Origin of the sequence: Streptomyces sp. NPDC052701 (assembly GCF_040678355.1) — a bacterium.
Classification (GTDB): domain Bacteria; phylum Actinomycetota; class Actinomycetes; order Streptomycetales; family Streptomycetaceae; genus Streptomyces.
Window position 1 is genome coordinate 241,658 of record NZ_JBFATO010000004.1, and the last position, 20,186, is coordinate 261,843.

At 73.4% G+C, this 20,186-nt stretch carries 18 protein-coding genes; 12 read left to right on the forward strand and 6 right to left on the reverse strand.

The annotated features are described in order from the left end of the window. Positions 1-119: 119 nt before the first annotated feature. Genes AB0L29_RS07865 through AB0L29_RS07910 form a run of 10 tightly spaced genes read left to right on the forward strand, consistent with a single transcriptional unit; the run spans position 120 to position 10,048 of the window. Positions 120-1,544: a sugar ABC transporter substrate-binding protein gene (locus tag AB0L29_RS07865; RefSeq protein WP_365824468.1), complete on the forward strand. Its 1,425-nt coding sequence runs from the start codon at positions 120-122 to the stop codon at positions 1,542-1,544. Next, positions 1,544-2,422 carry a sugar ABC transporter permease gene (locus tag AB0L29_RS07870; RefSeq protein ID WP_365824470.1) on the forward strand — a complete coding sequence of 293 codons (879 nt, stop codon included), beginning with the start codon at positions 1,544-1,546 and terminating at the stop codon, positions 2,420-2,422. The genes AB0L29_RS07865 and AB0L29_RS07870 overlap by 1 nt, the downstream gene beginning before the upstream one ends. Beyond that, the gene (locus tag AB0L29_RS07875) at positions 2,419-3,243 is read left to right on the forward strand and encodes a carbohydrate ABC transporter permease (RefSeq protein ID WP_365824472.1); all 825 of its coding nucleotides are present in this window, start codon (positions 2,419-2,421) and stop codon (positions 3,241-3,243) included. Before AB0L29_RS07870 ends, AB0L29_RS07875 begins: the two co-directional genes overlap by 4 nt. After that, positions 3,240-4,328: an ABC transporter ATP-binding protein gene (locus tag AB0L29_RS07880; protein WP_365824474.1), complete on the forward strand. Its 1,089-nt coding sequence runs from the start codon at positions 3,240-3,242 to the stop codon at positions 4,326-4,328. Before AB0L29_RS07875 ends, AB0L29_RS07880 begins: the two co-directional genes overlap by 4 nt. Next, positions 4,328-5,149, forward strand: a complete 822-nt coding sequence (locus AB0L29_RS07885; protein WP_365824476.1) for a DeoR/GlpR family DNA-binding transcription regulator — start codon at positions 4,328-4,330, stop codon at positions 5,147-5,149. Before AB0L29_RS07880 ends, AB0L29_RS07885 begins: the two co-directional genes overlap by 1 nt. Next, positions 5,127-6,206: an ABC transporter ATP-binding protein gene (locus tag AB0L29_RS07890; RefSeq protein ID WP_365824478.1), complete on the forward strand. Its 1,080-nt coding sequence runs from the start codon at positions 5,127-5,129 to the stop codon at positions 6,204-6,206. Before AB0L29_RS07885 ends, AB0L29_RS07890 begins: the two co-directional genes overlap by 23 nt. Continuing rightward, positions 6,203-7,234, forward strand: a complete 1,032-nt coding sequence (locus tag AB0L29_RS07895; RefSeq protein WP_365824480.1) for a 2-hydroxyacid dehydrogenase — start codon at positions 6,203-6,205, stop codon at positions 7,232-7,234. The genes AB0L29_RS07890 and AB0L29_RS07895 overlap by 4 nt, the downstream gene beginning before the upstream one ends. 55 nt (positions 7,235-7,289) lie before the next feature. Then, the gene (locus AB0L29_RS07900) at positions 7,290-8,714 is read left to right on the forward strand and encodes an FGGY-family carbohydrate kinase (RefSeq protein WP_365824482.1); all 1,425 of its coding nucleotides are present in this window, start codon (positions 7,290-7,292) and stop codon (positions 8,712-8,714) included. Between the two features lie 21 nt (positions 8,715-8,735). Next, entirely contained in the window at positions 8,736-9,821 is a 1,086-nt protein-coding gene (locus AB0L29_RS07905; protein WP_365824484.1) for a glycerophosphodiester phosphodiesterase family protein, read from the forward strand. Continuing rightward, positions 9,821-10,048: a hypothetical protein gene (locus tag AB0L29_RS07910; RefSeq protein ID WP_365824486.1), complete on the forward strand. Its 228-nt coding sequence runs from the start codon at positions 9,821-9,823 to the stop codon at positions 10,046-10,048. The genes AB0L29_RS07905 and AB0L29_RS07910 overlap by 1 nt, the downstream gene beginning before the upstream one ends. 173 nt (positions 10,049-10,221) lie before the next feature. Here AB0L29_RS07910 and AB0L29_RS07915 read toward each other — a convergent pair whose 3' ends face one another. Continuing rightward, positions 10,222-10,884, reverse strand: a complete 663-nt coding sequence (locus AB0L29_RS07915; RefSeq protein WP_365824488.1) for a DsbA family protein — start codon at positions 10,882-10,884, stop codon at positions 10,222-10,224. Positions 10,885-11,029: 145 nt separating this feature from the next. On the opposite strand from AB0L29_RS07915, the gene pepN reads away from it, so the two are divergent. Both pepN and AB0L29_RS07925 read left to right on the forward strand, forming a co-directional pair. Then, on the forward strand, positions 11,030-13,606 hold the full coding sequence (gene pepN / locus AB0L29_RS07920) for an aminopeptidase N (RefSeq protein WP_365824490.1): 2,577 nt from the start codon (positions 11,030-11,032) through the stop codon (positions 13,604-13,606). 201 nt (positions 13,607-13,807) lie between these two features. Then, positions 13,808-14,884: a hypothetical protein gene (locus AB0L29_RS07925; RefSeq protein ID WP_365824492.1), complete on the forward strand. Its 1,077-nt coding sequence runs from the start codon at positions 13,808-13,810 to the stop codon at positions 14,882-14,884. A 136-nt stretch (positions 14,885-15,020) separates the two neighbouring features. On the opposite strand, the gene AB0L29_RS07930 is transcribed toward AB0L29_RS07925, so the two are convergent. From AB0L29_RS07930 to AB0L29_RS07950, 5 genes are all read right to left on the reverse strand, one after another. Then, positions 15,021-16,163, reverse strand: coding sequence for a serine hydrolase domain-containing protein (locus AB0L29_RS07930; protein WP_365824494.1), 1,143 nt, complete (start codon positions 16,161-16,163; stop codon positions 15,021-15,023). 110 nt (positions 16,164-16,273) lie between these two features. Then, a complete protein-coding gene (locus AB0L29_RS07935) occupies positions 16,274-18,037 on the reverse strand; it encodes a TIGR03767 family metallophosphoesterase (protein ID WP_365824496.1) in 1,764 nt (587 codons plus the stop codon). Between the two features lie 235 nt (positions 18,038-18,272). Next, complete coding sequence (locus tag AB0L29_RS07940; protein ID WP_365824498.1) at positions 18,273-18,749, reverse strand: NUDIX hydrolase; 477 nt, start codon at positions 18,747-18,749, stop codon at positions 18,273-18,275. Positions 18,750-18,758: 9 nt separating this feature from the next. Further along, complete coding sequence (locus AB0L29_RS07945; RefSeq protein WP_365824500.1) at positions 18,759-19,658, reverse strand: pyridoxamine 5'-phosphate oxidase family protein; 900 nt, start codon at positions 19,656-19,658, stop codon at positions 18,759-18,761. A 2-nt stretch (positions 19,659-19,660) separates the two neighbouring features. Then, positions 19,661-20,104: a VOC family protein gene (locus AB0L29_RS07950; protein ID WP_365824502.1), complete on the reverse strand. Its 444-nt coding sequence runs from the start codon at positions 20,102-20,104 to the stop codon at positions 19,661-19,663. Between the last annotated feature and the right edge of the window lie 82 nt (positions 20,105-20,186).

Sequence of the window (20,186 nt, forward strand, 5' to 3'; positions counted from 1 at the left end):
TCACTCTGCATCGATATTTTCCGGTGCGCGAGGGATTGACGGCCAACTTCCCCCGTTACACCCTTCGTTGACGAGTCGATTCGACGTGTTAACCCCGACGGGACCGACGGAGGTCACGGATGGACACGCACGCGCACGACCGCCGGCGCTTCCTCGCCCTGACCGCCGCGGCAGCCGCCGCCCCGCTGCTGACCGCCTGCGGCGCCGGATTCGGCGGGGGCGGCGACACGAGCGACGGCTCGGCCGCCGACGACGTCACCGGCTCCTTCGACTGGAAGCGCGAGAAGGGCACCACCGTCAAGGCGCTGCTGAACAAGCACCCGTACACGGACGCGCTCCTCGCCGACCTGAAGTCGTTCACCGAGAAGACCGGTATCGAGGTCGAGTACGACGTCTTCCCCGAGGACAACTACTTCGACAAGCTCACCGTGGACCTGTCCAGCGGGCGCGCCTCCTACGACGTGTTCATGCTCGGGGCGTACATGGTCTGGCAGTACGGCCCGCCGGGCTGGCTGGAGGACCTGGGCCCCTGGATGCGCAACCCCTCGGCCACGGCCGGCGACTGGGACCGGGCCGACTTCTTCCCGAACCTGCTCCAGGCCGGCCAGTGGTCGCTGAAGGCGGGCGCGCCGCTCGGGCGGGGCGGCCAGTACGCGCTGCCCTGGGGCTGGGAGACGAACGTCGTCGCCTACAACACCGAGGTGTTCGGCAAGCTCGGGCTGAAACCCGCCGAGACCTTCGACGAGCTGGCCGAACTCGCCGCGGTCGTCAAGCGCAAGGCGCCGGGCGCCGGATTCGACGGCATGTACGGGATCGCCGTACGGGGGTCGCGGAGCTGGGCCACCATCCACCCCGGCTTCATGACGATGTACGCCCGCAACGGGCTGAAGGACTTCACGGTCGACGGCGAGAAGCTCACACCGGCCATGAACAGCCCCGAGGCCGTCGCCTTCACCGAGGACTGGGCGCGGATGGTCAGGCGGGGCGGGCCGCCGTCCTGGACGTCGTACACCTGGTACCAGTGCTCCAGCGACCTCGGCGCGAAGAAGGCCGGGATGATGTTCGACGCGGACACGGCCGCCTATTTCCAGGCGGTGAAGGGTGCCAGCCCGGCCTCGGGGAAGATCGCCTTCCATCCAGGGCCGAAGGGGCCGGACGGGTCGCTCGCCACCAACATGTGGATCTGGTCGCTCGGCATGAACGCCAGGAGCAGGCGCAAGAGCGCCGGCTGGCTGTTCCTGCAGTGGGCGACCGGCAAGGAGCACCTGCGCAAGGGCGCGATCACCCACCACCACATCGACCCGGTGCGCAGGTCGGTCGCCGAGGACGCCGCCTACCGGGACAAGGTGCGTCACCTGCCCGGCTTCCTGGAGACCTTCGAGAGGGTCGTCGACCGGACGAGGATCCAGTTCACCCCGCAGGCGCAGTTCTTCGACGCGACGACGAGCTGGGCCGCGGCGCTCCAGGAGATCTACGGCGGCAAGGACGCCGGGCCGGTGCTGGACGGGCTGGCGGACGACCTCGCCCGCAAGGTGGGCCGGTGATGCGGCTCGCGCTGCGCCCGTACCTCCTGATCGTCCCCGCCCTGCTGCTGACCTGCGGGATCCTCTATCCCTTCGGGCTCGGGCTGTACTACACGCTGTTCGACTTCTCGGCGAGCAAACCGCAGCCCGACATGGTGCGGTTCGAGAACTACCAGGCCGTCTTCACCGAGGAGGCGTTCTGGAACTCGGCCTGGGTGACCGTGCTGTACGCGGTCGGGGCCGCCGCCGCCGAGACCGTGCTCGGCGTGGCCGTCGCGCTGCTGCTGCACCGTTCCAGCCTCGTCGGCCGGGTCCTGGAGAAGATCCTGATCCTGCCGCTGATGATCGCGCCGGTCATCGCCGCGATCATGTGGAAGCTGATGCTCCAGCCGTCGGTCGGGGTGGTGAACCACCTGCTCGGACCCTTCGGGCTCGGTGACGTGCAGTGGACGGACACGCCGGCCGGGGCCCTGCTGTCGTCCATCGCCGTGGACGTGTGGGTGTACACGCCGTTCGTGGCGATCCTGGCCCTGGCCGGGCTGCGCTCGCTGCCGGTCTCGCCCTTCGAGGCGGCGGCCGTGGACGGCGCGGGCCGGTGGTACACCCTGCGGCGGCTGACCCTGCCGATGCTGTGGCCGTACGTGCTGGTCGCGGTGATCTTCCGGTTCATGGACTCGCTGAAGGTGTTCGACATCATCTACGCCCTCACCGAGGGCGGACCCGGTGACTCGACCGTCGTCCTGCAGATCCGGGCGTACCTGGAGGCGATCCGCTTCCAGCGCTACTCCTTCGGCATCAGCTACACGATCGTGCTGTGGGCCGTGGTGTACCTCGCCGCGGCGGTGCTGGTGCGGCACCTCGGGCGGATCCAGCGGCGGGCCGCGGAGGTGTCCCGGTGAGGAAGCGTGTGCTCGGGTGGCTCGCGGACGCCGCCCTCGTCCTGTACTTCGTCTTCGCGCTGTTCCCGGTCGCCTGGATGGTGATCCTGTCGCTGAAGCCCGCGAACCAGCTCTTCAGCACGTACTTCTCCTTCTCGCCGACCCTCGACGGGTACCGGACGGTGCTCGGCGACAGCGAGGGCGTCCCCTTCGTGCGGTTCTTCGCCAACAGCCTGGTGGTGTCGGTGGGGGCGGTGGCGCTGTCGCTGGTGGTCGGGCTGCCGGCGGCGTACGCCTCGGCGCGGTGGCGGTTCAAGGGCTCGGAGAACCTGATGTTCACGCTGCTGTCGTTCCGCTTCGCGCCCGAACTGACCGTGATCATCCCGCTGTTCGTGCTGTACCAGAAGCTGGGGCTGTTCGACACGTACGTCGGCATGGTGTGGGTGCTGCAACTGGTCACGCTGCCCCTGGTGGTGTGGATCATGCGGTCGTACTTCGCCGACCTCACCCCCGAGCTGGAGCAGGCGGCGCTGCTGGACGGCTACACCCGCAAGCAGGCGTTCTTCAGGGTGGCCGTCCCGCTGGTCAAGCCGGGCATCGCGGCCGTGTCGCTGCTCGCCTTCATCTTCGCCTGGAACAACTTCGTCTTCCCGCTGATCCTCACCTCCAGCGAGGCCCAGACGGTGACCGTGGGCGCGCTGTCCTTCCTCGGCGGGGACCGGCCCAAGTACAACCTCACGGCCGCCGCCGCGCTGGTGTCCGTCGTGCCGCCGCTGCTGCTGGCGCTGACGATCCAGCGGTATCTGGTGCGGGGGCTGTCGTTCGGGGCGGTGAAGTCGTGATCCGGCTGCGCGGGATCCGCAAGACGTACGGGAGGACCACCGCCCTGGACGGGCTCGACCTCGACGTCGGCGAGGGCGAGTTCTTCTGCCTGCTGGGGCCGTCCGGCGCCGGGAAGACCACCACGCTGAAGACCGTCGCCGGGCTCGAACAGCCCGACTCGGGCACGGTCGAGCTCGACGGGAAGGACATGCGCGGCGTCGAGCCGTACGACCGGGGTGTGGCGATGTGCTTCGAGAGCTACGCCCTCTACCCGCACCGCTCGGCCTACGACAACCTCGCCTCGCCCCTGCGCTCCCCCCGCCACCGCCTCCCGGCCGCCGAGGCGCGGCAGCGCATCGGCGCGGTCGCCGAACTGCTCGGCATCGGCGGCCTGCTGGACCGGCCGGTGGGCCGGCTGTCCAACGGCCAGCGGCAGCGGGTCGCGCTCGGGCGGGTGCTGGTCCGGCCCGCCCGGGCCTTCCTCCTGGACGAGCCGCTCTCGCACCTGGACGCCAAGCTGCGCCAGCGGATGCGGGCCGAGCTGAAGGCGATCGGCGCGATGCAGCGCACGACCACGCTGTACGTCACCCACGACTCGGTGGAGGCGCTGGCGCTCGGCGACCGGATCGGGGTCATCCGGGACGGGCGGATCGTGCAGACCGGCACCCGGGAGGAGATCTGGTACCGGCCCTGCGACACGGAGGTCGCGCGGGCCTTCGGGCGGCCCCGGATCAATCTGCTGCCGGGGGTGGTGACGGACAGCGGGGTGCGGCCGGACGGCGGGGCCGAGCTGCCGCTGCGCGCCCGGGCGCCGGTCGGCACCGAGGTCCTGGTCGGCGTACGGCCCCGGGACATCGCGCTGCACGGCGAGGGCCACGCGCTGACCGGCAGGGTGTACGTCACCGAGGTGCTCGGCCGGTCCGTGGAGGTCACCGTCCGGCTCGGCGAGGGGGAGCGGCACGTGTCGCTGGTCGCCCCGCGCGCCGACGCGGCCCGCCTGCGGCCCGACGATCCGGTACGGCTCGTGGTGCGGCCTGAGAACCTGCTGCTGTTCGAGGCCGACCGGCCGAAGCGCCCAGGACGACGGATCGAGAAGAGCGCGTGATGAGCAGCAGTGGTGCACAGCGGGGACCCGCGGCCCGGCAGGCCGCCCTGGCCGAGCAGGTGCTGGCCGAGGGGTCGGCGACGGCGGCGGAGCTCGCCGAGCGGTTCGGGGTGAGCCTGATGACCATTCACCGGGACCTCGACGAGCTCGAACGGCAGGGCATCGTGAGGAAGTTCCGCGGCGGGGTGACCGCGCAGCCGTCGGGTGTCTTCGAGTCGAACGTGCAGTACCGGCTGAAGACCATGCGGGCCGAGAAGGCCGCCGTCGCCGGGGAGGCGATGCGGCTCATCGAGCCCGGGATGGCGGTCATGCTGGACGACTCGACCTCGGCGCTGGAGATAGCCCGCAGGCTGCGCCTGGGCGGGATCACCCCGCTCACGGTCGTCACCAACTTCCTGGAGGCGATCAACCTGCTGTCGGACCAGCGGGGCATCCACCTGATGGCGCTCGGCGGCGACTACGACCCGCTGCACTCCTCCTTCCTCGGGGTGTCGTGCGTGGAGGCGATCGGGCAGCTGCGGGTGGACGTGTGCTTCGCGTCGACGTCGGCCGTGCACGGCGGCTACGCCTACCACCAGGAGCAGCACATCGTGTCGGTGAAGCGGGCGATGCTCGACTCGGCCGCGCGCAACGTGCTGCTCGTCGACCACACCAAGCTGGGCCGGGTAGCCCTGCACCGGGTCGTGCCGCTGTCCCGTTTCGACCTGCTCCTGGTGGACGACGGGGCGTCGCCCGAGGCGCTGCGGGACCTGGACGAGCACCAGGCCGACTACCGAGTCTGCGCGACGAAGGGCGGAGATGACCGAGCTGGAGCTGCGTGATCTGCGCAAGACCTACCGCGCGCGGGGCCGTCCGGCGGTGGACGCCGTACGCGGCCTCGACCTCGCCCTGCGCTCCGGGGAACTGCTGGGCCTGCTCGGCCCGTCGGGGTGCGGCAAGTCGACGACCCTGCGGATGATCGCCGGGCTGGAGAGCGTGACCGGCGGGGACATCCTGGTCGGCGGGGCCTCGGTGGTGGACCGGCCGGCGCAGCAACGGAACATCGGGGTCGCCTTCGAGAACTACGCCCTGTACCCGCCGCTGACGGTCGCGGAGAACCTGGCGTTCGGGCTCAGGGCACGGGGCCGCAGGACCCGCGGGAACGTGGACCGCAAGGTCGCCGCCATCGCCGACCGGGTCGGGCTCACCGGCCTCCTCGACGCCCGCCCGGCCGGTCTGTCCAGCGGGCAGAAGCAGCGCGTCTCCCTGGCCCGCGCCCTGGTCCGCGAACCGGACGTGCTGCTGCTGGACGAACCGCTCTCCCACCTGGACGCGGCCGAGCGCGACACCACGCGCCGCGAGCTCAAGCGCATCCAGAGGGACCTGGGCCACACCACGATCCTCGTCACCCACGACCAGGAGGAGGCCCTCTCGCTCGCCGACCGGATCGCCGTCATGAAGGACGGCGTCATCCGGCAGCTCGGCACCCCCTACGAGATCTACGACAGCCCGGCCGACGTCTTCGTCGCGGACTTCGTCGGCGAGCCCGCGATCAACCTGCTGCCCGGGGTGGCGGACGGCGACGGGCACGCCCGGCTCTCCGGCACCGTGCGGATCGCGCTGCCGGTGGCGGTCCGCGAGGGCCGCGAGGTCGTGGCCGGGATCCGGCCGGAGGACCTGGGGCTCACCGGCGAGGACGGCCTGCCCGCCCGGGTCGTCGCCCACGAGCCGCTGCTGGAGGCGGGCATCGCGACCCTCGCCCTCGACGGCGTCGAACGGCACGTCGTCGCCCTGACCGCCCCCCGGGTACGCCTCGCGCACGACGAACGGGTCCGCGTCACCGCCGACCCCGACCGCACCCATGTCTTCGACGCCGAGACGGGAGACTCGCTGCGATGACCGATCCGTTATCGGTGGTGGCCGCCGGCGACCACTTCGTCCTGCCCTCGCTGATCGCCCGCGCGGTCCGCCGCGAACTGCGCGAACAGCCCTGCGAGGTGCGGGAGCTGACCCTGGGGTGGCCCCTGGAACCGTTCGGGCCGGTGGCCGAGGTGCAGGAGGCCAGTGACGCCGAGGACGAGCTGATCGAGGCGTTGGCCGGGGCGCGGGTGCTGGTCACGCAGATGGGCCCGGTCACCGAACGCGTCCTGGCGGCCCGCCCGGACCTGCGGCTGGTGGTGGTCTGCCGGGGCGGCCCGGTCAACGTGAACCTGGAGGCGGCCCGGGACCGCGGCGTGCGGGTGTGCTTCGCCCCGGGCCGCAACGCCGCCGCCACCGCCGAGTTCACCCTCGCCCTGATGCTCGCGGCCCTGCGCCGCCTGCCGCAGGCCCACGAGCTGCTGGCCCGGCGGCGGAGCTGGGAGGGGGCCGCCTACTACACGTACGAGCACAGCGGTCTGGAGCTGGAGGACCTGCCCGTCGGACTGGTCGGCTACGGGGCCGTCGGCAGCAGGGTGGCGCGCGTGCTGGGCGCCTTCGGCGCGCGGGTGACGGTGTACGACCCGTACGTGCGCGGCGACATCCACGGCCTGCGCGCGACCTCGCTGGACGACCTGCTGCGCGACTCCCGGGTGATCACCCTGCACGCCCGCCTCACCGACGAGACCCGCGGCCTGATCGGCGCCCGCGAACTCGCCCTGCTGCCGCGCGGGGCGGTGGTGGTGAACGCCGCCCGCGGCCCGCTGCTGGACGAGGAGGCGCTGTGCGACGCGCTGGAGAGCGGGCAGGTGTCGGCGGCGGCCCTCGACACCTACGCGCGCGAGCCGCTCCCGGCGGTGTCCCGGCTGTTCGCGCTCGCCGATCGCGTGGTGCTCACCCCGCACCTGGGCGGGGCGAGCCGCGCGGTGGCGGAGAAGGCGGCGCGGATCGCCGCGCGGGAGGTGGGGCGCTGGGTGCGCGGGGAGCCGCCGGCGCACTGCCTGGCCTGAGCGCCGCGAGGGCCCCGAGCGCCGCGGCAGTCGTAGCAGCCCTGAGGAGTCCGTCATGTACGTCGGTATCGATGTGGGCACGTCCATGGTCAAGGCGGCGGCCTTCGACGGCACGGGCCGCGAGCGGGCCGTCGCCGCGCGTCCGCTGCGTCTCGCGCTGCGCGGCGGGTTCGTCGAGCAGGACATGGAGGAGGTGTACGCGGCGGTCGTCGCCGTTCTGGAGGAGCTGACGCGGCGGGTACCGGAGCCGGTGGAGCTGGCCGGGCTCACCGGGCAGGGCGACGGGGTGTGGCTGGTGGACGCCGAGGGCCGCCCGGTGCGGCCGGCGGCCTCCTGGATGGACGGGCGGGCGCACGAACTGCTCGGCCGGTGGATGGCGGACGGCACCTTCGAGACGGTGTTCCGGCGCACCGGCGGCGCCATGTTCCCCGGCTCCCCGGGCCCGCTGCTGGCCTGGTTCGACCGGCACGAGCCGAAGTCCCTCGACACCGCCGCCACCGCCCTGTACTGCAAGGACATGGTGTTCCGGCGGCTGACCGGGGCTCCGGCGGCGACGGACGTGTCGGACGCGTCGATGCCGTTCCTGGACCCGCGCACACGGGCCTACGACGACCGGGTGGTGGAGCTGCTCGGCCTCGCCCACCGCCGCCGGCTGCTCGCCCCGGTGAGCGATCCCGTCGCGACGGCCGGGGCACGCGGCGAGGGCCTGCCGGCCGGCACGCCGATCGCGAACGGCCCCTACGACCTGCCGGCCTGCGCGCTCGGCGCCGGGGTGACGGCCCCCGGCGACGGGCTGCTGATCGTCGGCACCTGCCTGGCCGCCCTGGTCGCCACGACCGAGCTGGACCTGGGCGGCGAACCGGCCGGGCTGTACATCTCCACCGACCGTCCCGGTCACTGGCTGCGCGCCATGCCCGCGATGGTCGGCACGGCGGCCCTGGACTGGGTCCTGTCCACCACAGGCGTGCCCCACCGGGAGGTCGACGGGCTGCTGGCGGACACCCCGCCGGGCGCGCGCGGCGTGCGGGTGCTGCCCTACTTCGCGCCGTCCGGCGAGCGCGCCCCCTTCGTCGAGCCGCGGCTGCGCGCCGAACTCACCGGTGTCTGCCTGGAGTCGACCAAGGGCGACCTGATCCGCGCCACCTGCGAGGGCATCGGCTACGCCGCCCGGCACTGCCTGGAGGCGGCGGGACTCGACGGGGCCCTGGCCGTGTGCGGCGGCGGCACCCGCTCCCCGGTCTGGATGCGGCTGCTGGCCGACGTGCTGGGCCGGCCGCTGCGGGTGGCCGGGGGCGAGGTGGGCGCGCGGGGCGCGGTGCTCGCGGCGGCCGAGCGGTACGGGGTGGCGCTGGACGCGCGGGCGTGGACCCGGCCGACGGCGGTCGTCGAGCCGGACCCGGACCGCGCCGCGTTCTACGCGAAGGGCTACGAGGAGCACCTGGCCCGCCTGGCGCAGGCGCGGGACCGGGCCCGTCCCTGAACACCGACGAAAGGAAGCCGTATGCGTCCCGGACGCAGATCCCTCCTGCTCGCGGCGGCCGCCGCCCCGGTGTCCGCCGCGCTGCCGGCCGCGGCGGCCGGGCGACCGGACGGGCGGCGGGTCCCGCTGGTGATAGGCCACCGCGGCGCGGCCGGCTGGCGCCCGGAGCACACGGCGGCCTCCTACGCGTACGCCGTGCAGACGGGCGCCGACTGGATCGAGCCGGATCTGGTGCCGACGAAGGACCACGTGCTGGTGGTGCGGCACGAGAACGAGATCTCCCAGACGACGGACGTGGCCCGTCACCCGGAGTTCGCCGGCCGCCGCACCACCAAGGAGGTGGACGGCCGGCCGGTGACCGGCTGGTTCACGGAGGACTTCACGCTGGCGGAGCTGAGGACGCTGCGGGCGGTGGAGCGCCTGCCGCGGGTCCGCGACCGCAACACCGTCTTCGACGGCCGCGAGCCGGTCCTGACCTTCCAGGAGGTGGTGGACCTGGCGCGGCGGCTGTCACGGACGCACGGCCGTACGGTCGCGGTCTTCCCGGAGACCAAGCACCCGACGTACTTCCGCTCGATCGGCCTGGCGCTGGAGCCGCGGCTGGCGGAGGCGGTCCGCCGCAACCGGCTGGGGCCGCGGGAGTGCGTGGTGCAGTCCTTCGAGCCGACGAGCCTGGAGCGGATCGCCGCCGAGCGGCTGGGCGTGCCGCTGTGGCAGGCGCTGGGCACCACGGGCGGGCCGTACGACCTGGTCTCCTCCGGGGACCCGACGACGTACCGGGACATGATGACCCCGGCGGGCCTGGCGCGAATCGCGCGGTACGCGGACTGGATCGGGCCGGACCGGACGTCCCTGCTGCCCCTGACGCCGGAGGGCCGCCTGGGCACGCCCACCTCCCTGGTCGCCGACGCCCACGCGGCGGGGCTGCGGATCGGCCCGTACACCTTCCGCGCGGAGAACCAGTTCCTCCCGGCGGACTTCCGGCGCGGCACCGGAGCGGCCGATTTCGGGGACGCGTTCGCGGAGTACGCGCTGTACTACCGACTGGGGGTCGACGCGGTGGTGACCGACTTCCCGGACCTGGCGGTGATCGCGAGGAGGGGCTGATGTTCTTCAGGCACAAGCACTGTCCGACCTGCCGCGGCGGGCAGGAGTTCCGCAGGCTCGACGCCGCCGAGAAGGCGGCGGTCCGGGCGGACAGGGGGGAACACCACTACGTGGATCACTACTGGCGCTGCACCGCACCCGGCTGCCGGTGGTACCAGCGCTGGTCGGCCCGGGCCGACGGCGGCCTGCTCCCGGAGGAGCTCCGGATGCGGGCCGCCCCCGAGTGAGCCCCAGGGCCTGTCGTCGAACTCCCGTCGTCGGCCCGGAGGGCGGGCCCCGCGGCGTCGGGTGCGTGCTCCCGGCGTGCCGGGCGCCGGCCCTCGTACTACGGGATGTACTCGGGTCCGCGCCCGGTGCGGCGAGAGGGCGTGCATGGCAGGCCGGAGTTTGACGACAGGTCCTACAGGTTGCTGAAGTCCGGGCCCTTGGTGCGGGTGCGCTTGATCTCGTAGAAGCCGGGGACCGAGGCCACGGCGAGGGTGCCGTCCCACAGGCGGGCGGCCTCCTCGCCCTTGGGGGCGGGGGTGACGACCGGACCGAAGAAGGCGATCTGCCGGCCGTCGGCGCCGGGCACGGCGATGACGGGCGTGCCGACCTCCTGGCCGACCTTCTCGATGCCCTCCTTGTGGGAGGCGCGCAGCTCGGCGTCGAACTCGAAGTCCTCCTGGTCGGCGTAGTCGATGAGGCCGGCGGGCAGCCCGGCGTCCGCCAGCGCGCCGGCGATCGCCTCGCGGGTGGGGCCCTCGCCGTTGTTGTGGAAGCGGGTGCCGAGCGCGGTGTAGAGCGGGCCGAGGACGTCGGCGCCGTGCTTCTGCCAGGCCGCGGTCACCACGCGCACCGGCTTCCAGGCCTGCGTCGCGAGCATCTCCCGGTACTCCTCGGGCAGCTCGTCCAGCTTGTCCTCGTTCAGCACGGCCAGGCTCATGATGTGCCAGCGGACCTCGATGTCCCGCAGCTTCTGCACCTCCAGCACCCACCGGGACGTCATCCAGGCCCAGGGGCACAGGGGGTCGAACCAGAAATCGACGGGGGTCTTTCCGGAGGCGGTCGTGCTCTCGGACATGGTTCTCCTCGAAAAGCGGTCGCGGTGGTCCCTGAACGCGCAACATGCCCGGCGTCCCGTCCATTCCCGGCTGCCCCGCGTCAGGAGCGCGTGGCAGGATCGGTCCTGTTCAGCCGTCGTTCACGACTCCGAGGGAGTGCCGCCCGTGCCCGGTGAGAATCTGACCCGCGACGAGGCCCGGGAGCGGGCCGCCCTGCTGTCCGTCGACGGGTACGAGGTGTCCCTCGACCTGCGCTCCGCGGTCGGCGCGGACGGCGGCGACGGGCCCCGTACGTTCCGCTCCGTCACCACGATCCGCTTCCGCTGCAACGAGCCGGGCGCGGCCAGCTTCGCGGACCTGATCGCGCCGAGCGTGACGGCCGTCTCCCTCAACGGCCGGGACCTGGACCCCGGCGAGGTCTTCGACGGCTCCCGGATCGTGCTGGAGGACCTGGCCGCCGACAACGAGCTGGTGGTCGACGCCCGGTGCGCCTACTCCCGCACCGGCGAGGGCCTGCACCGCTTCGTGGACCCCGAGGACGGCGAGGTGTACCTGTACACCCAGTACGAGCCGGCCGACGCCCGCCGCGTCTTCGCCACCTTCGAGCAGCCCGACCTCAAGGCGCCGTTCCGCTTCGAGGTGCGGGCGCCGGAGGGCTGGACGGTGTGGAGCAACGGGGCCGGCGAACGGACCGACGGGGTGTGGCGGTTCGCCGAGACCAAGCCGATCCCGACGTACATCACCTGCGTGGTGGCCGGTCCGTACCACTACGTCACGGACACCTACGAGCGCGTCCTGCCGGACGGCACGCGCCTGGAGATCCCGCTCGGCGCGCTGTGCCGCAAGGGCCTCGCGCCCCACTTCGACGCCGACGACGTCTTCCTGGTCACCAAGCAGGGCCTGGACTTCTTCCACGACCGCTTCGACTACCCCTACCCCTTCGGGAAGTACGACCAGGCGTTCGTCCCCGAGTACAACCTGGGGGCGATGGAGAACCCGGGGCTGGTGACCTTCCGGGAGGAGTTCATCTTCCGGGGCAAGGTGACGCAGACCTCCTACGAGGGCCGCGCCAACGTGATCCTGCACGAGATGGCCCACATGTGGTTCGGCGACCTGGTCACCATGGAGTGGTGGGACGACCTGTGGCTGAAGGAGTCCTTCGCCGACTTCATGGGCGCGTTCGCGCTGGTCGGCGCGACCCGCTTCGAGGGCGGCTGGATCACCTTCGCCAACCGCCGCAAGGCGTGGGCGTACCGGGCCGACCAGCTGCCCTCCACGCACCCGATCACCGCGGACATCCGCGACCTGCAGGACGCCAAGCTGAACTTCGACGGCATCACCTACGCCAAGGGCGCCTCCGTGCTGAAACAGCTCGTGGCGTACGTCGGCCAGGACGCGTTCCTGGAGGGCGCCCGGCGCTACTTCAAGCGGCACGCGTACGGCAACACGCGCCTCGGCGACCTGCTGGCGGTGCTGGAGGAGACCAGCGGGCGGGACATGGGCGCCTGGGCGCGGTCCTGGCTGCAGACGGCGGGCGTCAACACGCTGACCCCTCAGGTGCTGCTCGACGCGCAGGGCCGGGTGGACGAGCTGGCGGTGCTGCAGGAGGCCGCCGAGTCGCACCCCGAGCTGCGGCCGCACCGGGTCGCCGTGGGCCTGTACCGGCGGACGCCGGCCGGGGCGCTGGAGCGGTACGCGCGCGCCGAGGTGGACGTCGACGGGCCGCGGACGATCGTGCCGGAGCTGGCCGGCGCCGACGCGCCCGAGCTCGTCCTCGTCAACGACGACGACCTGACGTACTGCAAGATCCGCTTCGACGAGGCCTCGCTGGCCACCCTGCGCGAGCACCTGGACGCGGTGACCGACCCGCTGGCGCGCGCCCTGTGCTGGTCGGCGCTGTGGAACATGACGCGGGACGCGCTGCTGCCGGCGCGGGACTTCGTGGACCTGGTGCTGCGGTACGCGGGGCGCGAGTCGCAGATCGGGGTGGTGCAGATGCTGCACGCCTGGGCCGAGTCGGCGCTCGTGCACTACGCGGCGCCCCACTGGCGCCCGACGGGCGAGCGGCTGCTGGCCCGGGGCGCGCAGCGGGAGCTGCGGGCCGCCGAGCCGGGCAGCGAGCACCAGCTCGCGTGGGCGCGGTTCTTCGCGGCGGTGGCGTCGGCGCCCGCCGACCTGGAGCTGCTGCGGGAGCTGCTGGACGGCACGGTGAAGATCGACGGGCTGGAGGTGGACCAGGAGCTGCGCTGGGCTTTCCTGGAGCCGCTGGCCGCGCACGGGGTCGCGGACGAGGCCGCGCTGGCCGCCGAACTGGCCCGCGACGACACCGCCTCCGGCAAGCGCCACCAGGTCCGCTGCCTGGCGTCCCGCCCGTCGCCGGCGGTCAAGGCGCAGGCGTGGGCGCAGGTCGTGGAGTCCGACGCGCTGTCCAACGCGCTGGTCGAGGCGACGATCGCGGGCTTCGCGCAGGCCTCGCAGCGGGAGCTGCTCGCGCCGTACGCGCAGAAGTACTTCGCGGCGATCGAGCGGGTGTGGCGCGAGCGGTCGATCCAGATCGGCATGGACGTGGTGCGGGGCCTGTTCCCGGCGCTCCAGGACTCGCAGGAGACGCTGGAGGCGACGGACGCGTGGCTGGCGGCCCACCAGGAGGCGGCCCCCGCCCTCAGGCGACTGGTCCTGGAGGCCCGGGACGACCTCGCACGGGCGCTGCGCGCACAGGCGTGCGACGCGGCGGCCGGCTGACCCCTGGCTTTGGCCTGAGCTTGGACCGCCGGTGACCGTTACGAAATTCGGGCAATGAGGCCGTAACCCCTGGTCCGCACCTGAGCTGACCAGGGGTTTTCGGCGTCCGAACACGCGTACTTCAGGGCATTCTTGTCCGTATTCGTCAACGAGCGTGTAACAGTGGTTAAAGGGCGGACCGGACGCGGGAAATTGCGGGGCATGAACCACAACACCCCCCTCTCCCCCCGCCCCCTGCACCAGCCGGCCGACGGGCGGCGCCGCGTGATGACCACCGCGCAGCTGCGCTCGCACGGCCTGACGGCCGCGGAGGCCGCCGCACGGTGCCGCCCCGGCGGTCCCTGGCAGCAGATCCTCCCGGGCGTCGTGCTGCTGCACCCGGGCCCGCCGACCGGCGAGGAGCGGCTGCACGCGGTACTGCTGTACGCGGGGCGGGAGCGGGGCGGCGGGGTTCCGGCCCAGCCCGGCGCGGACGCGGCGTCCGCCCCGCCCGGCGCGGACGCGATGATCACCGGGCTCGCCGCGCTGGCGCTGCACGGCTTCACCTCCGCTCCCCCGCTGCCGTCGCTGGAGGCGATCGACGTCCTGGTGCCGCGTCCGCGGCGGCTGCGCTCGACCGGCTGCGCGCGCATCGTCCGCGCCCCGGCGCTGCCCGCCCCCGAGCAGGTCACCGTCCCCCAGGCGCTGGGCCCCGCCCGGGCGGGCGGCACCCCCGTGCCGGTCGCCCCGGTGCCGCGCGCGCTGGCCGACGCGGTGGCCGGCCTCGCGGACGCGGCCGTGGTGCGCCTGCTGCTGACCGAGGCGGTGCGCGGCGGTCACTGCGAACCGGCCGCGGTGGTGAGGGAGTTGAACCAGGCGCGGCTGCTGAGCCGTCCGCACGTGGTGGACGCGGTGGACTCCCTGCTGGCCGAGGGCCGGGCGATCGCGGAGCACCGGCTGTACCGCATGGTGCGCGAGTACGCCCTGCCGGACCCGGTCTGGAACGTCGACCTGCGCCTGCCCGGCGGTCCCCACCTCGGCGGCGTGGACGCCTACTGGCCCGGGCAGGCGGTGGCGGTCGAGCTCGACACCCGCGCCCCGCGCCAGGACGACGACGCCCTGTGGCCGGAGTACGTCCGCAAGCGCGAGCACCTGGAACGGCTGGGGATCACGGTCGTGCACCTCACCCCCAGGAAGCTGCGCGACGCGCCGGAGCAGCAGGCGGCGGTGGTCCGCACGGCGCTGACGGCGTCGGCCGACCGGGAACCGGCGGCCCGTGTCGTGGTGCTGCCGCGGTAGCAACGGGCCGGGGACGCCAGGAGGGGAGGAGAGGGGAGAGGAGGGGCCGCGGGAGTCGCCCGGCGGCCCCTGCTCGTGCGCCGGCGCGCGGGGCAGCGGTCCCGGCCGCGCGCCCTGTGCCGGCCGGGTGGGGGGCTCACTTCCGGCAGAACTCCGCCTCGACCACGGCTTCGGTGTCCCCCGCCCAGTCCCCGTTGAGGTTGAAGGCCAGGGAGTGGCGGCCGTCCTCCGTCGTCACCGCCTGCGACGCGGAGCCGTGGATGCCGCCGTCGTGGCCCCAGACCGTGACGCCGCAGCTCAGTCTCGCCTTCATCAGGCCCAGGCCGTAGGAGCGCTTCTCGTCGAGCGGGACCGTCGCCGTCATCTCGGCCAGTTGCCCGACGGGCAGCAGCCGGCCGCGCAGCAGGGCCGTGTAGAAGCGGTTGAGGTCGGCGGAGTCGGAGATCATCTCGCCCGCCGCGTAGGCGATCGACGGGTTGAGGTTCGTGACGTCGTAGGTGGGTCCGGTCGTCGTCTCCGCCAGTTTGGAGTAGGCGCGGCTGCTCGGCCGCGGGACGGTGACACGGGTGCCGGGGACCGATGTGGCGCGCAGCTTCAGGGGGCCGATGATGCGGCGGCGGACCTCTTCGGCGTACGGGCGGCCCGTGACCTTCTCGATCACCAGGCCGGCCAGGACGTAGTTGGTGTTGGAGTACTTCCAGGAGGTGCCGGGCGCGAAGTCCGGTGCGTGGGACAGGGCGACCGCCACCAGCTCCTCGGGGGGCACCGTGTCGTGGCGGTGCTCGAAGAAGCCGTCCCGGAGGAAGTGCGTACGGCCGAACTCCGGGTCCGCCGTGTAGTTGAAGATTCCGCTGGTGTGGTTCAGGAGCCGGCGGACGGTGATCCGGCTGCCGTCGTGCCCGTTGCCGCGCACGACTCCCGGCAGCCACTTCTCCACCGTGTCGTCCAGGGACAGGCGCCCCTCGGCCTCCAGCTGGAGCAGCACGGTCGCCACGAACGTCTTGGTGATGCTGCCCACGCGGTAGCGGTCGCGCGCCGAACGCGGCTGCCCCGTCGCGAGGTCGCCGACGCCCTCGGCCGCCGACCAGGTGCCCCGGGCGTCCTGGGCCCTCGCCGTCACCCCGGGCGCGCCGTCCTCGACCGCGGCCCGCATCGCCCGGCGGGTCGCCTCGTGGCCGCCGTCCCCGGCGGGCGGTGCCGCGATCGCCGGGCCCGCCAGTGCGGCCGACAGCGCGACGGCCGTCGCCGCCACCAGGGCCGCTCTCAGGCGTGTGGTCATGCCCTCCCCTTTCCGTCCCCTTCCGTGCCCGCCCGCCGCGGGCGTGGCCGGGGGGAGAGACCCGGTGGCCCGTGCGGGGGTTGACGCCCGCGGCGGCGGTTGACCGTGTTTCAGCCCTTCTTCAGCACCAGTTCGGTGTTGCGGTCCTGGGGGGCGCCGGCCAGGTCCGTGCGGGCTCCGGGGGCGTTGAGGGACAGCTCGCGGTAGAGGGCGGCCAGGCCCGTCTGGGAGAGGTCGGCGAAGTCCGTGCGGTGCGGGGCGGAGGACTCCACGAGGGTGGTGAACAGCGACAGCGTGCCGTCCTTGTTGTCGGCCAGCTCGACGACCCGGGCGAGCTGCGGGTGGTCGACGTGGGAGGCGGTGGAGATCTCCCAGAAGGAACGGCCGTCGGAGCGGGCGTGCGGGGTGATGGCGTTGCGGTGGATGTGGCCGTTCACCCAGGCGAGCACGGAGCGGTGGCGGCCGAGCAGGTCGAGGACCTCCTGGCCGGTGTGGCGGCGCTCGTCGGGGCGGGCCGGGTCCGGGCGGGTGTTGCCCATCGTCTTGCTGGTGTGATGGCTGAAGACGATCGCGTACGCGTCCCTGTTCTGCCGCAGGGTCTTCTCCAGCCACCGCAGCTGGGCCGTCCCGACCGAGCCCTCGTAGTGTCCGCCCGGGTCGGTGGTGTCCAGGCTGATGCCGATGACATCGTCGGCGATGCGGAAGGCGTAGTACTGGGTGCCCGCGTCGAGGTTCACCGAGGAGTAGCCGTGGCCGGCCGGGCCCGGGCCCCGGTACGCCGGGTCCAGGTGGGCCCTGAGGTAGTCGGCGGGGGTGAAGGGGGCGCGCCTCTCGTCGGGCGTGACCGGGCGCATGGCGCGGGCGTGGGCCTTGAGGAAGTCGCGGTACGCCACGCCCCTGGGGTCCTTGGCCTTCTTGATGGCGTCCTGGAGCTTCCTCGCCTCGGCCGCCGGCAGGCTCATCAGCTTCCTGCCGCCGACGGCGAGCTCGGTGAGGTAGGAGTCGCCGTGCGAGGCGTAGCAGCCGAGCGGCATCGAGTCGTGGTTGCCGACCGTGGAGTACCAGGGCAGGTTGAGGCCGGGGCTGCGCACCTCGCGCAGGGCGGCGCTCAGGAAGCCGTCCAGCCGCGGGAAGCCGAGCTGCTTGTCGGCGTCGCGGACGGCGGCGTCCGGCTGCCAGTACAGCTTCAGGCCGCTGTTCTGGACCCCCTCGTACCGGCCCGGGTCCCCGGTGTCGGGGGTGATCCGGCCGCCGCTCATGACCGTCAGGAACCACTCAAGCTCGGACTTGGCGTTGTTGTCCGTGTTGTCGCCGGTGGTCATGGCGAAGTGCAGCGGGGCGCCGGTGACGGGGGCGCCCCGCAGCGCGTTGATCCGCTCCACCAGGGCGATGGCGCCCTGCACCGTCAGCGCCTCCTGCGGCCGCCAGGCGTGCACGTCGGCCGAGCGCAGGTACTCCAGCCGCAGCGGATGCTGGACGTCGATCAGGTGCAGGTCGGTGAGCTGCACGAACGCGGCCAGCGCGGTGCGGCGGCCGGCGCGGCCGGACCGGGGGGCGGCCAGTTCGCCGCGCACCACCCGCGGCCAGCCGGGACCGTCGCCGAGGCGGCGGTAGCCGGAGCCGCCGCGCGGGGTGGCGACGGAGGCGAGGGTGGTGCCCTTGGTGTACGGGGCGAGCGGTGCGGCCGGTGCCCGCCGCGAGGAGGCGAGCACGGACCCGTGCGCCTCGGAGACGCCGGCGGCGGTGGCGGCCCGGCTGTCGCCGGGCCGCAGGGCGTGGCCGATGCCCGCGGAGAGGGCCACCGCTCCGGTGGCGGCGAGGACGGAACGGCGGTGGATACCGGTGGAGCCGGCGACTGAGCGTGTACGCGCCATGCGCTTCTCTCCCCGAGTGCGAACGCGTCGGCAGTGGTCACGGGGTGTTCACGGCGCGAACACCCCGTTCGCACTGGATCGTTGGCATCGGGAATGGCCTGCGCGTGAACGCGGCGGCAACGCGCGGCGCAGATCACCGTACGTGGATCTCGGGCCGTCCGGCGCGTCGACGGCCGCTCCCGCACCGGCCGGGAGGCGGTCACCGCGCGTTCACCTTCCGGGGTACCGGACGGACCTACCCCTCGGACGTCCCGGGCCTTCCGGGGAGCGCGGCCCGGCCGTCCGCCGGCCGCTCCCGCCACAGCCGCAGCGCGACGTCGACCAACGGGACCCGCACCAGTCCGGGCACGGCGTCCAGGTCCTGCCAGGCGGCCAGGTCGGTGGAGCCGCCGACCTCGTGGCGCAGGTCACCGCCCGCGATCCGGCCCTCGTACACGAGCCGCACACCGTGGTGGTCGACGGGCCGTCCGAAGCGGCCGGGGTGCCTGCCGCGCCACGAGTCCACCCCGAGCAGCCCCGTCACCTCGATGCGGTAGCCGGTCTCCTCCTCCACCTCCCGCCGCACGGTGTCGTAGGGATCCTCCCCGTGCTCCATGCCGCCGCCCGGCAGCACCCACTCGGGGGTGCCGTCGGGCGTGGGCGAACGGGCCAGCAGGATCCGTCCGTCACGGACGCACACGGCGTAGGCCGCCACCCTCAACTTCCTTCGCATCCCCGGACGTTAACCCGCCGGGTCCGGATTGGCAGGGGAGTACTCGGGAGCGGACCAGCGCAGCGGCACGGCGCACGGCGTCTCGAGGACCTCCCCGACCGCGAAGCGGACCCGGCGCCGGCCGTCCGCGGCGAACTCCGTGCGCGCCTCGCCGGTGAGCTGGAGGGCCGTGCCGGTCGTCCAGTCCAGGAACAGCAGGCCCGCGCGCGGGTCCGCCGCCAGGTTGCCCAGGGTGAGGAACATGGCGTTGCCGGGGTAGTCGCGCCAGCTCAGCTCGCGCGGCGCGGCGACGCGGACGAAGCCGGGGTTGCCGCCGCGGTGGCTGGCGTCGGCGCCGGCGCCGTGCACCGTGGCGACGAAGAAGGTGTCGGCCGCCTCGACGAACGCCCGCTGCCGCGGGCTCAGTTCACGGGACCGGCGGGGCGGGCGCGGCACACGGTCCCCGACCGTCTCGTACGACTCCCTCTTCTGCAGGTACTTGGGGCAGTTGGAGAACACCCGGTCGGCCTCGACGGCGAACCCCCGGGAGGCGGGCCGGAGCCGGCCGTTGAGGCGCATCCGGCGGCGGGTGCGCGGATCGAGGGCGATGGTGCCGACGGGTGTGCCGGGCGTGGCGAGGGCCGTGGCGAGCGGGTCGGCGGGGCGCACCCCGCCGGCGACCGACATCCGCCGCGGGCCCGCGGCCCGGACGAAGCCGGGGGTGCCGGTGAGCGGGGAGGCCCACACCCGGCCCGTCGCCGGGTCGGCGGCACCGAGCACCAGCAGGGGCTGGAGCTCCAGGAAGGCGGCGGCCACCGGTTTGATGTCCTGTCCGACGGAGCGGCCGACGTGGTCGGCGGCCCGGCGGGCGCCGGCCCGGTCCTGCACCGCCCGCGAACCCGCGTGATAGACGTCCGTGCCGGTCTCCATGGCTAGAAGAACCCGCAGGTCGGAGCGGAGTCGTGCGGTGCCGGGGCGCCCTGTGCGCCGCTCGGCACCGAGATCTCCAGCCGGGTGCCGTCGGGGTCGTGGAAGAAGATGCCGCCGGAGGGCGCGCCCTCGTGGTGGGCGACGACGCCGTCGTGGGCGAACTCCACGCCGTGGGCGCGCAGGGCCCTCTCGTACTCCCCGACCCGCTCGAGGGAGTCCGCCTCCAGCGCGAGGTGGTGCAGTCCGGCGCGGTCGGCGCCGTAGGGCCGCGCCGCCTGCTGCCAGAGCGTGAGGAGCAGGCGCTCCCCGTCGCCGAGGAACGCGTACCGCCTGTCCTCCTCCTTGCCCTCGCCGATCAGCGCGAAGCCCAGGACGTCCCGGTAGAAGGCGAGCGAGCGGTCCAGGTCGGTGACGTTGAGGCCGATGTGGCCGGTGCGCAGGGTCATGACTGCTCCTTTGATCTAACCGTTGTCATGCACGTTAGTGGTTAGATCCGGCGAGCGTCAACCGGTCACGTACCCTTGAATG

What these genes read in the sequence shown, in the direction of transcription:
- AB0L29_RS07915 (WP_365824488.1), bottom strand. Translation starts at nt 10,884, where the DNA reads ATGTCCGAGAGCACGACCGCCTCCGGAAAGACCCCCGTCGATTTCTGG.
- AB0L29_RS07870 (WP_365824470.1), top strand. Translation starts at nt 1,544, where the DNA reads ATGCGGCTCGCGCTGCGCCCGTACCTCCTGATCGTCCCCGCCCTGCTG.
- AB0L29_RS07940 (WP_365824498.1), bottom strand. Translation starts at nt 18,749, where the DNA reads ATGCGAAGGAAGTTGAGGGTGGCGGCCTACGCCGTGTGCGTCCGTGAC.
- AB0L29_RS07890 (WP_365824478.1), top strand. Translation starts at nt 5,127, where the DNA reads ATGACCGAGCTGGAGCTGCGTGATCTGCGCAAGACCTACCGCGCGCGG.
- AB0L29_RS07905 (WP_365824484.1), top strand. Translation starts at nt 8,736, where the DNA reads ATGCGTCCCGGACGCAGATCCCTCCTGCTCGCGGCGGCCGCCGCCCCG.
- AB0L29_RS07910 (WP_365824486.1), top strand. Translation starts at nt 9,821, where the DNA reads ATGTTCTTCAGGCACAAGCACTGTCCGACCTGCCGCGGCGGGCAGGAG.
- AB0L29_RS07950 (WP_365824502.1), bottom strand. Translation starts at nt 20,104, where the DNA reads ATGACCCTGCGCACCGGCCACATCGGCCTCAACGTCACCGACCTGGAC.
- AB0L29_RS07865 (WP_365824468.1), top strand. Translation starts at nt 120, where the DNA reads ATGGACACGCACGCGCACGACCGCCGGCGCTTCCTCGCCCTGACCGCC.
- AB0L29_RS07925 (WP_365824492.1), top strand. Translation starts at nt 13,808, where the DNA reads ATGAACCACAACACCCCCCTCTCCCCCCGCCCCCTGCACCAGCCGGCC.
- AB0L29_RS07895 (WP_365824480.1), top strand. Translation starts at nt 6,203, where the DNA reads ATGACCGATCCGTTATCGGTGGTGGCCGCCGGCGACCACTTCGTCCTG.
- AB0L29_RS07900 (WP_365824482.1), top strand. Translation starts at nt 7,290, where the DNA reads ATGTACGTCGGTATCGATGTGGGCACGTCCATGGTCAAGGCGGCGGCC.
- AB0L29_RS07945 (WP_365824500.1), bottom strand. Translation starts at nt 19,658, where the DNA reads ATGGAGACCGGCACGGACGTCTATCACGCGGGTTCGCGGGCGGTGCAG.
- AB0L29_RS07885 (WP_365824476.1), top strand. Translation starts at nt 4,328, where the DNA reads ATGAGCAGCAGTGGTGCACAGCGGGGACCCGCGGCCCGGCAGGCCGCC.
- AB0L29_RS07930 (WP_365824494.1), bottom strand. Translation starts at nt 16,163, where the DNA reads ATGACCACACGCCTGAGAGCGGCCCTGGTGGCGGCGACGGCCGTCGCG.
- AB0L29_RS07935 (WP_365824496.1), bottom strand. Translation starts at nt 18,037, where the DNA reads ATGGCGCGTACACGCTCAGTCGCCGGCTCCACCGGTATCCACCGCCGT.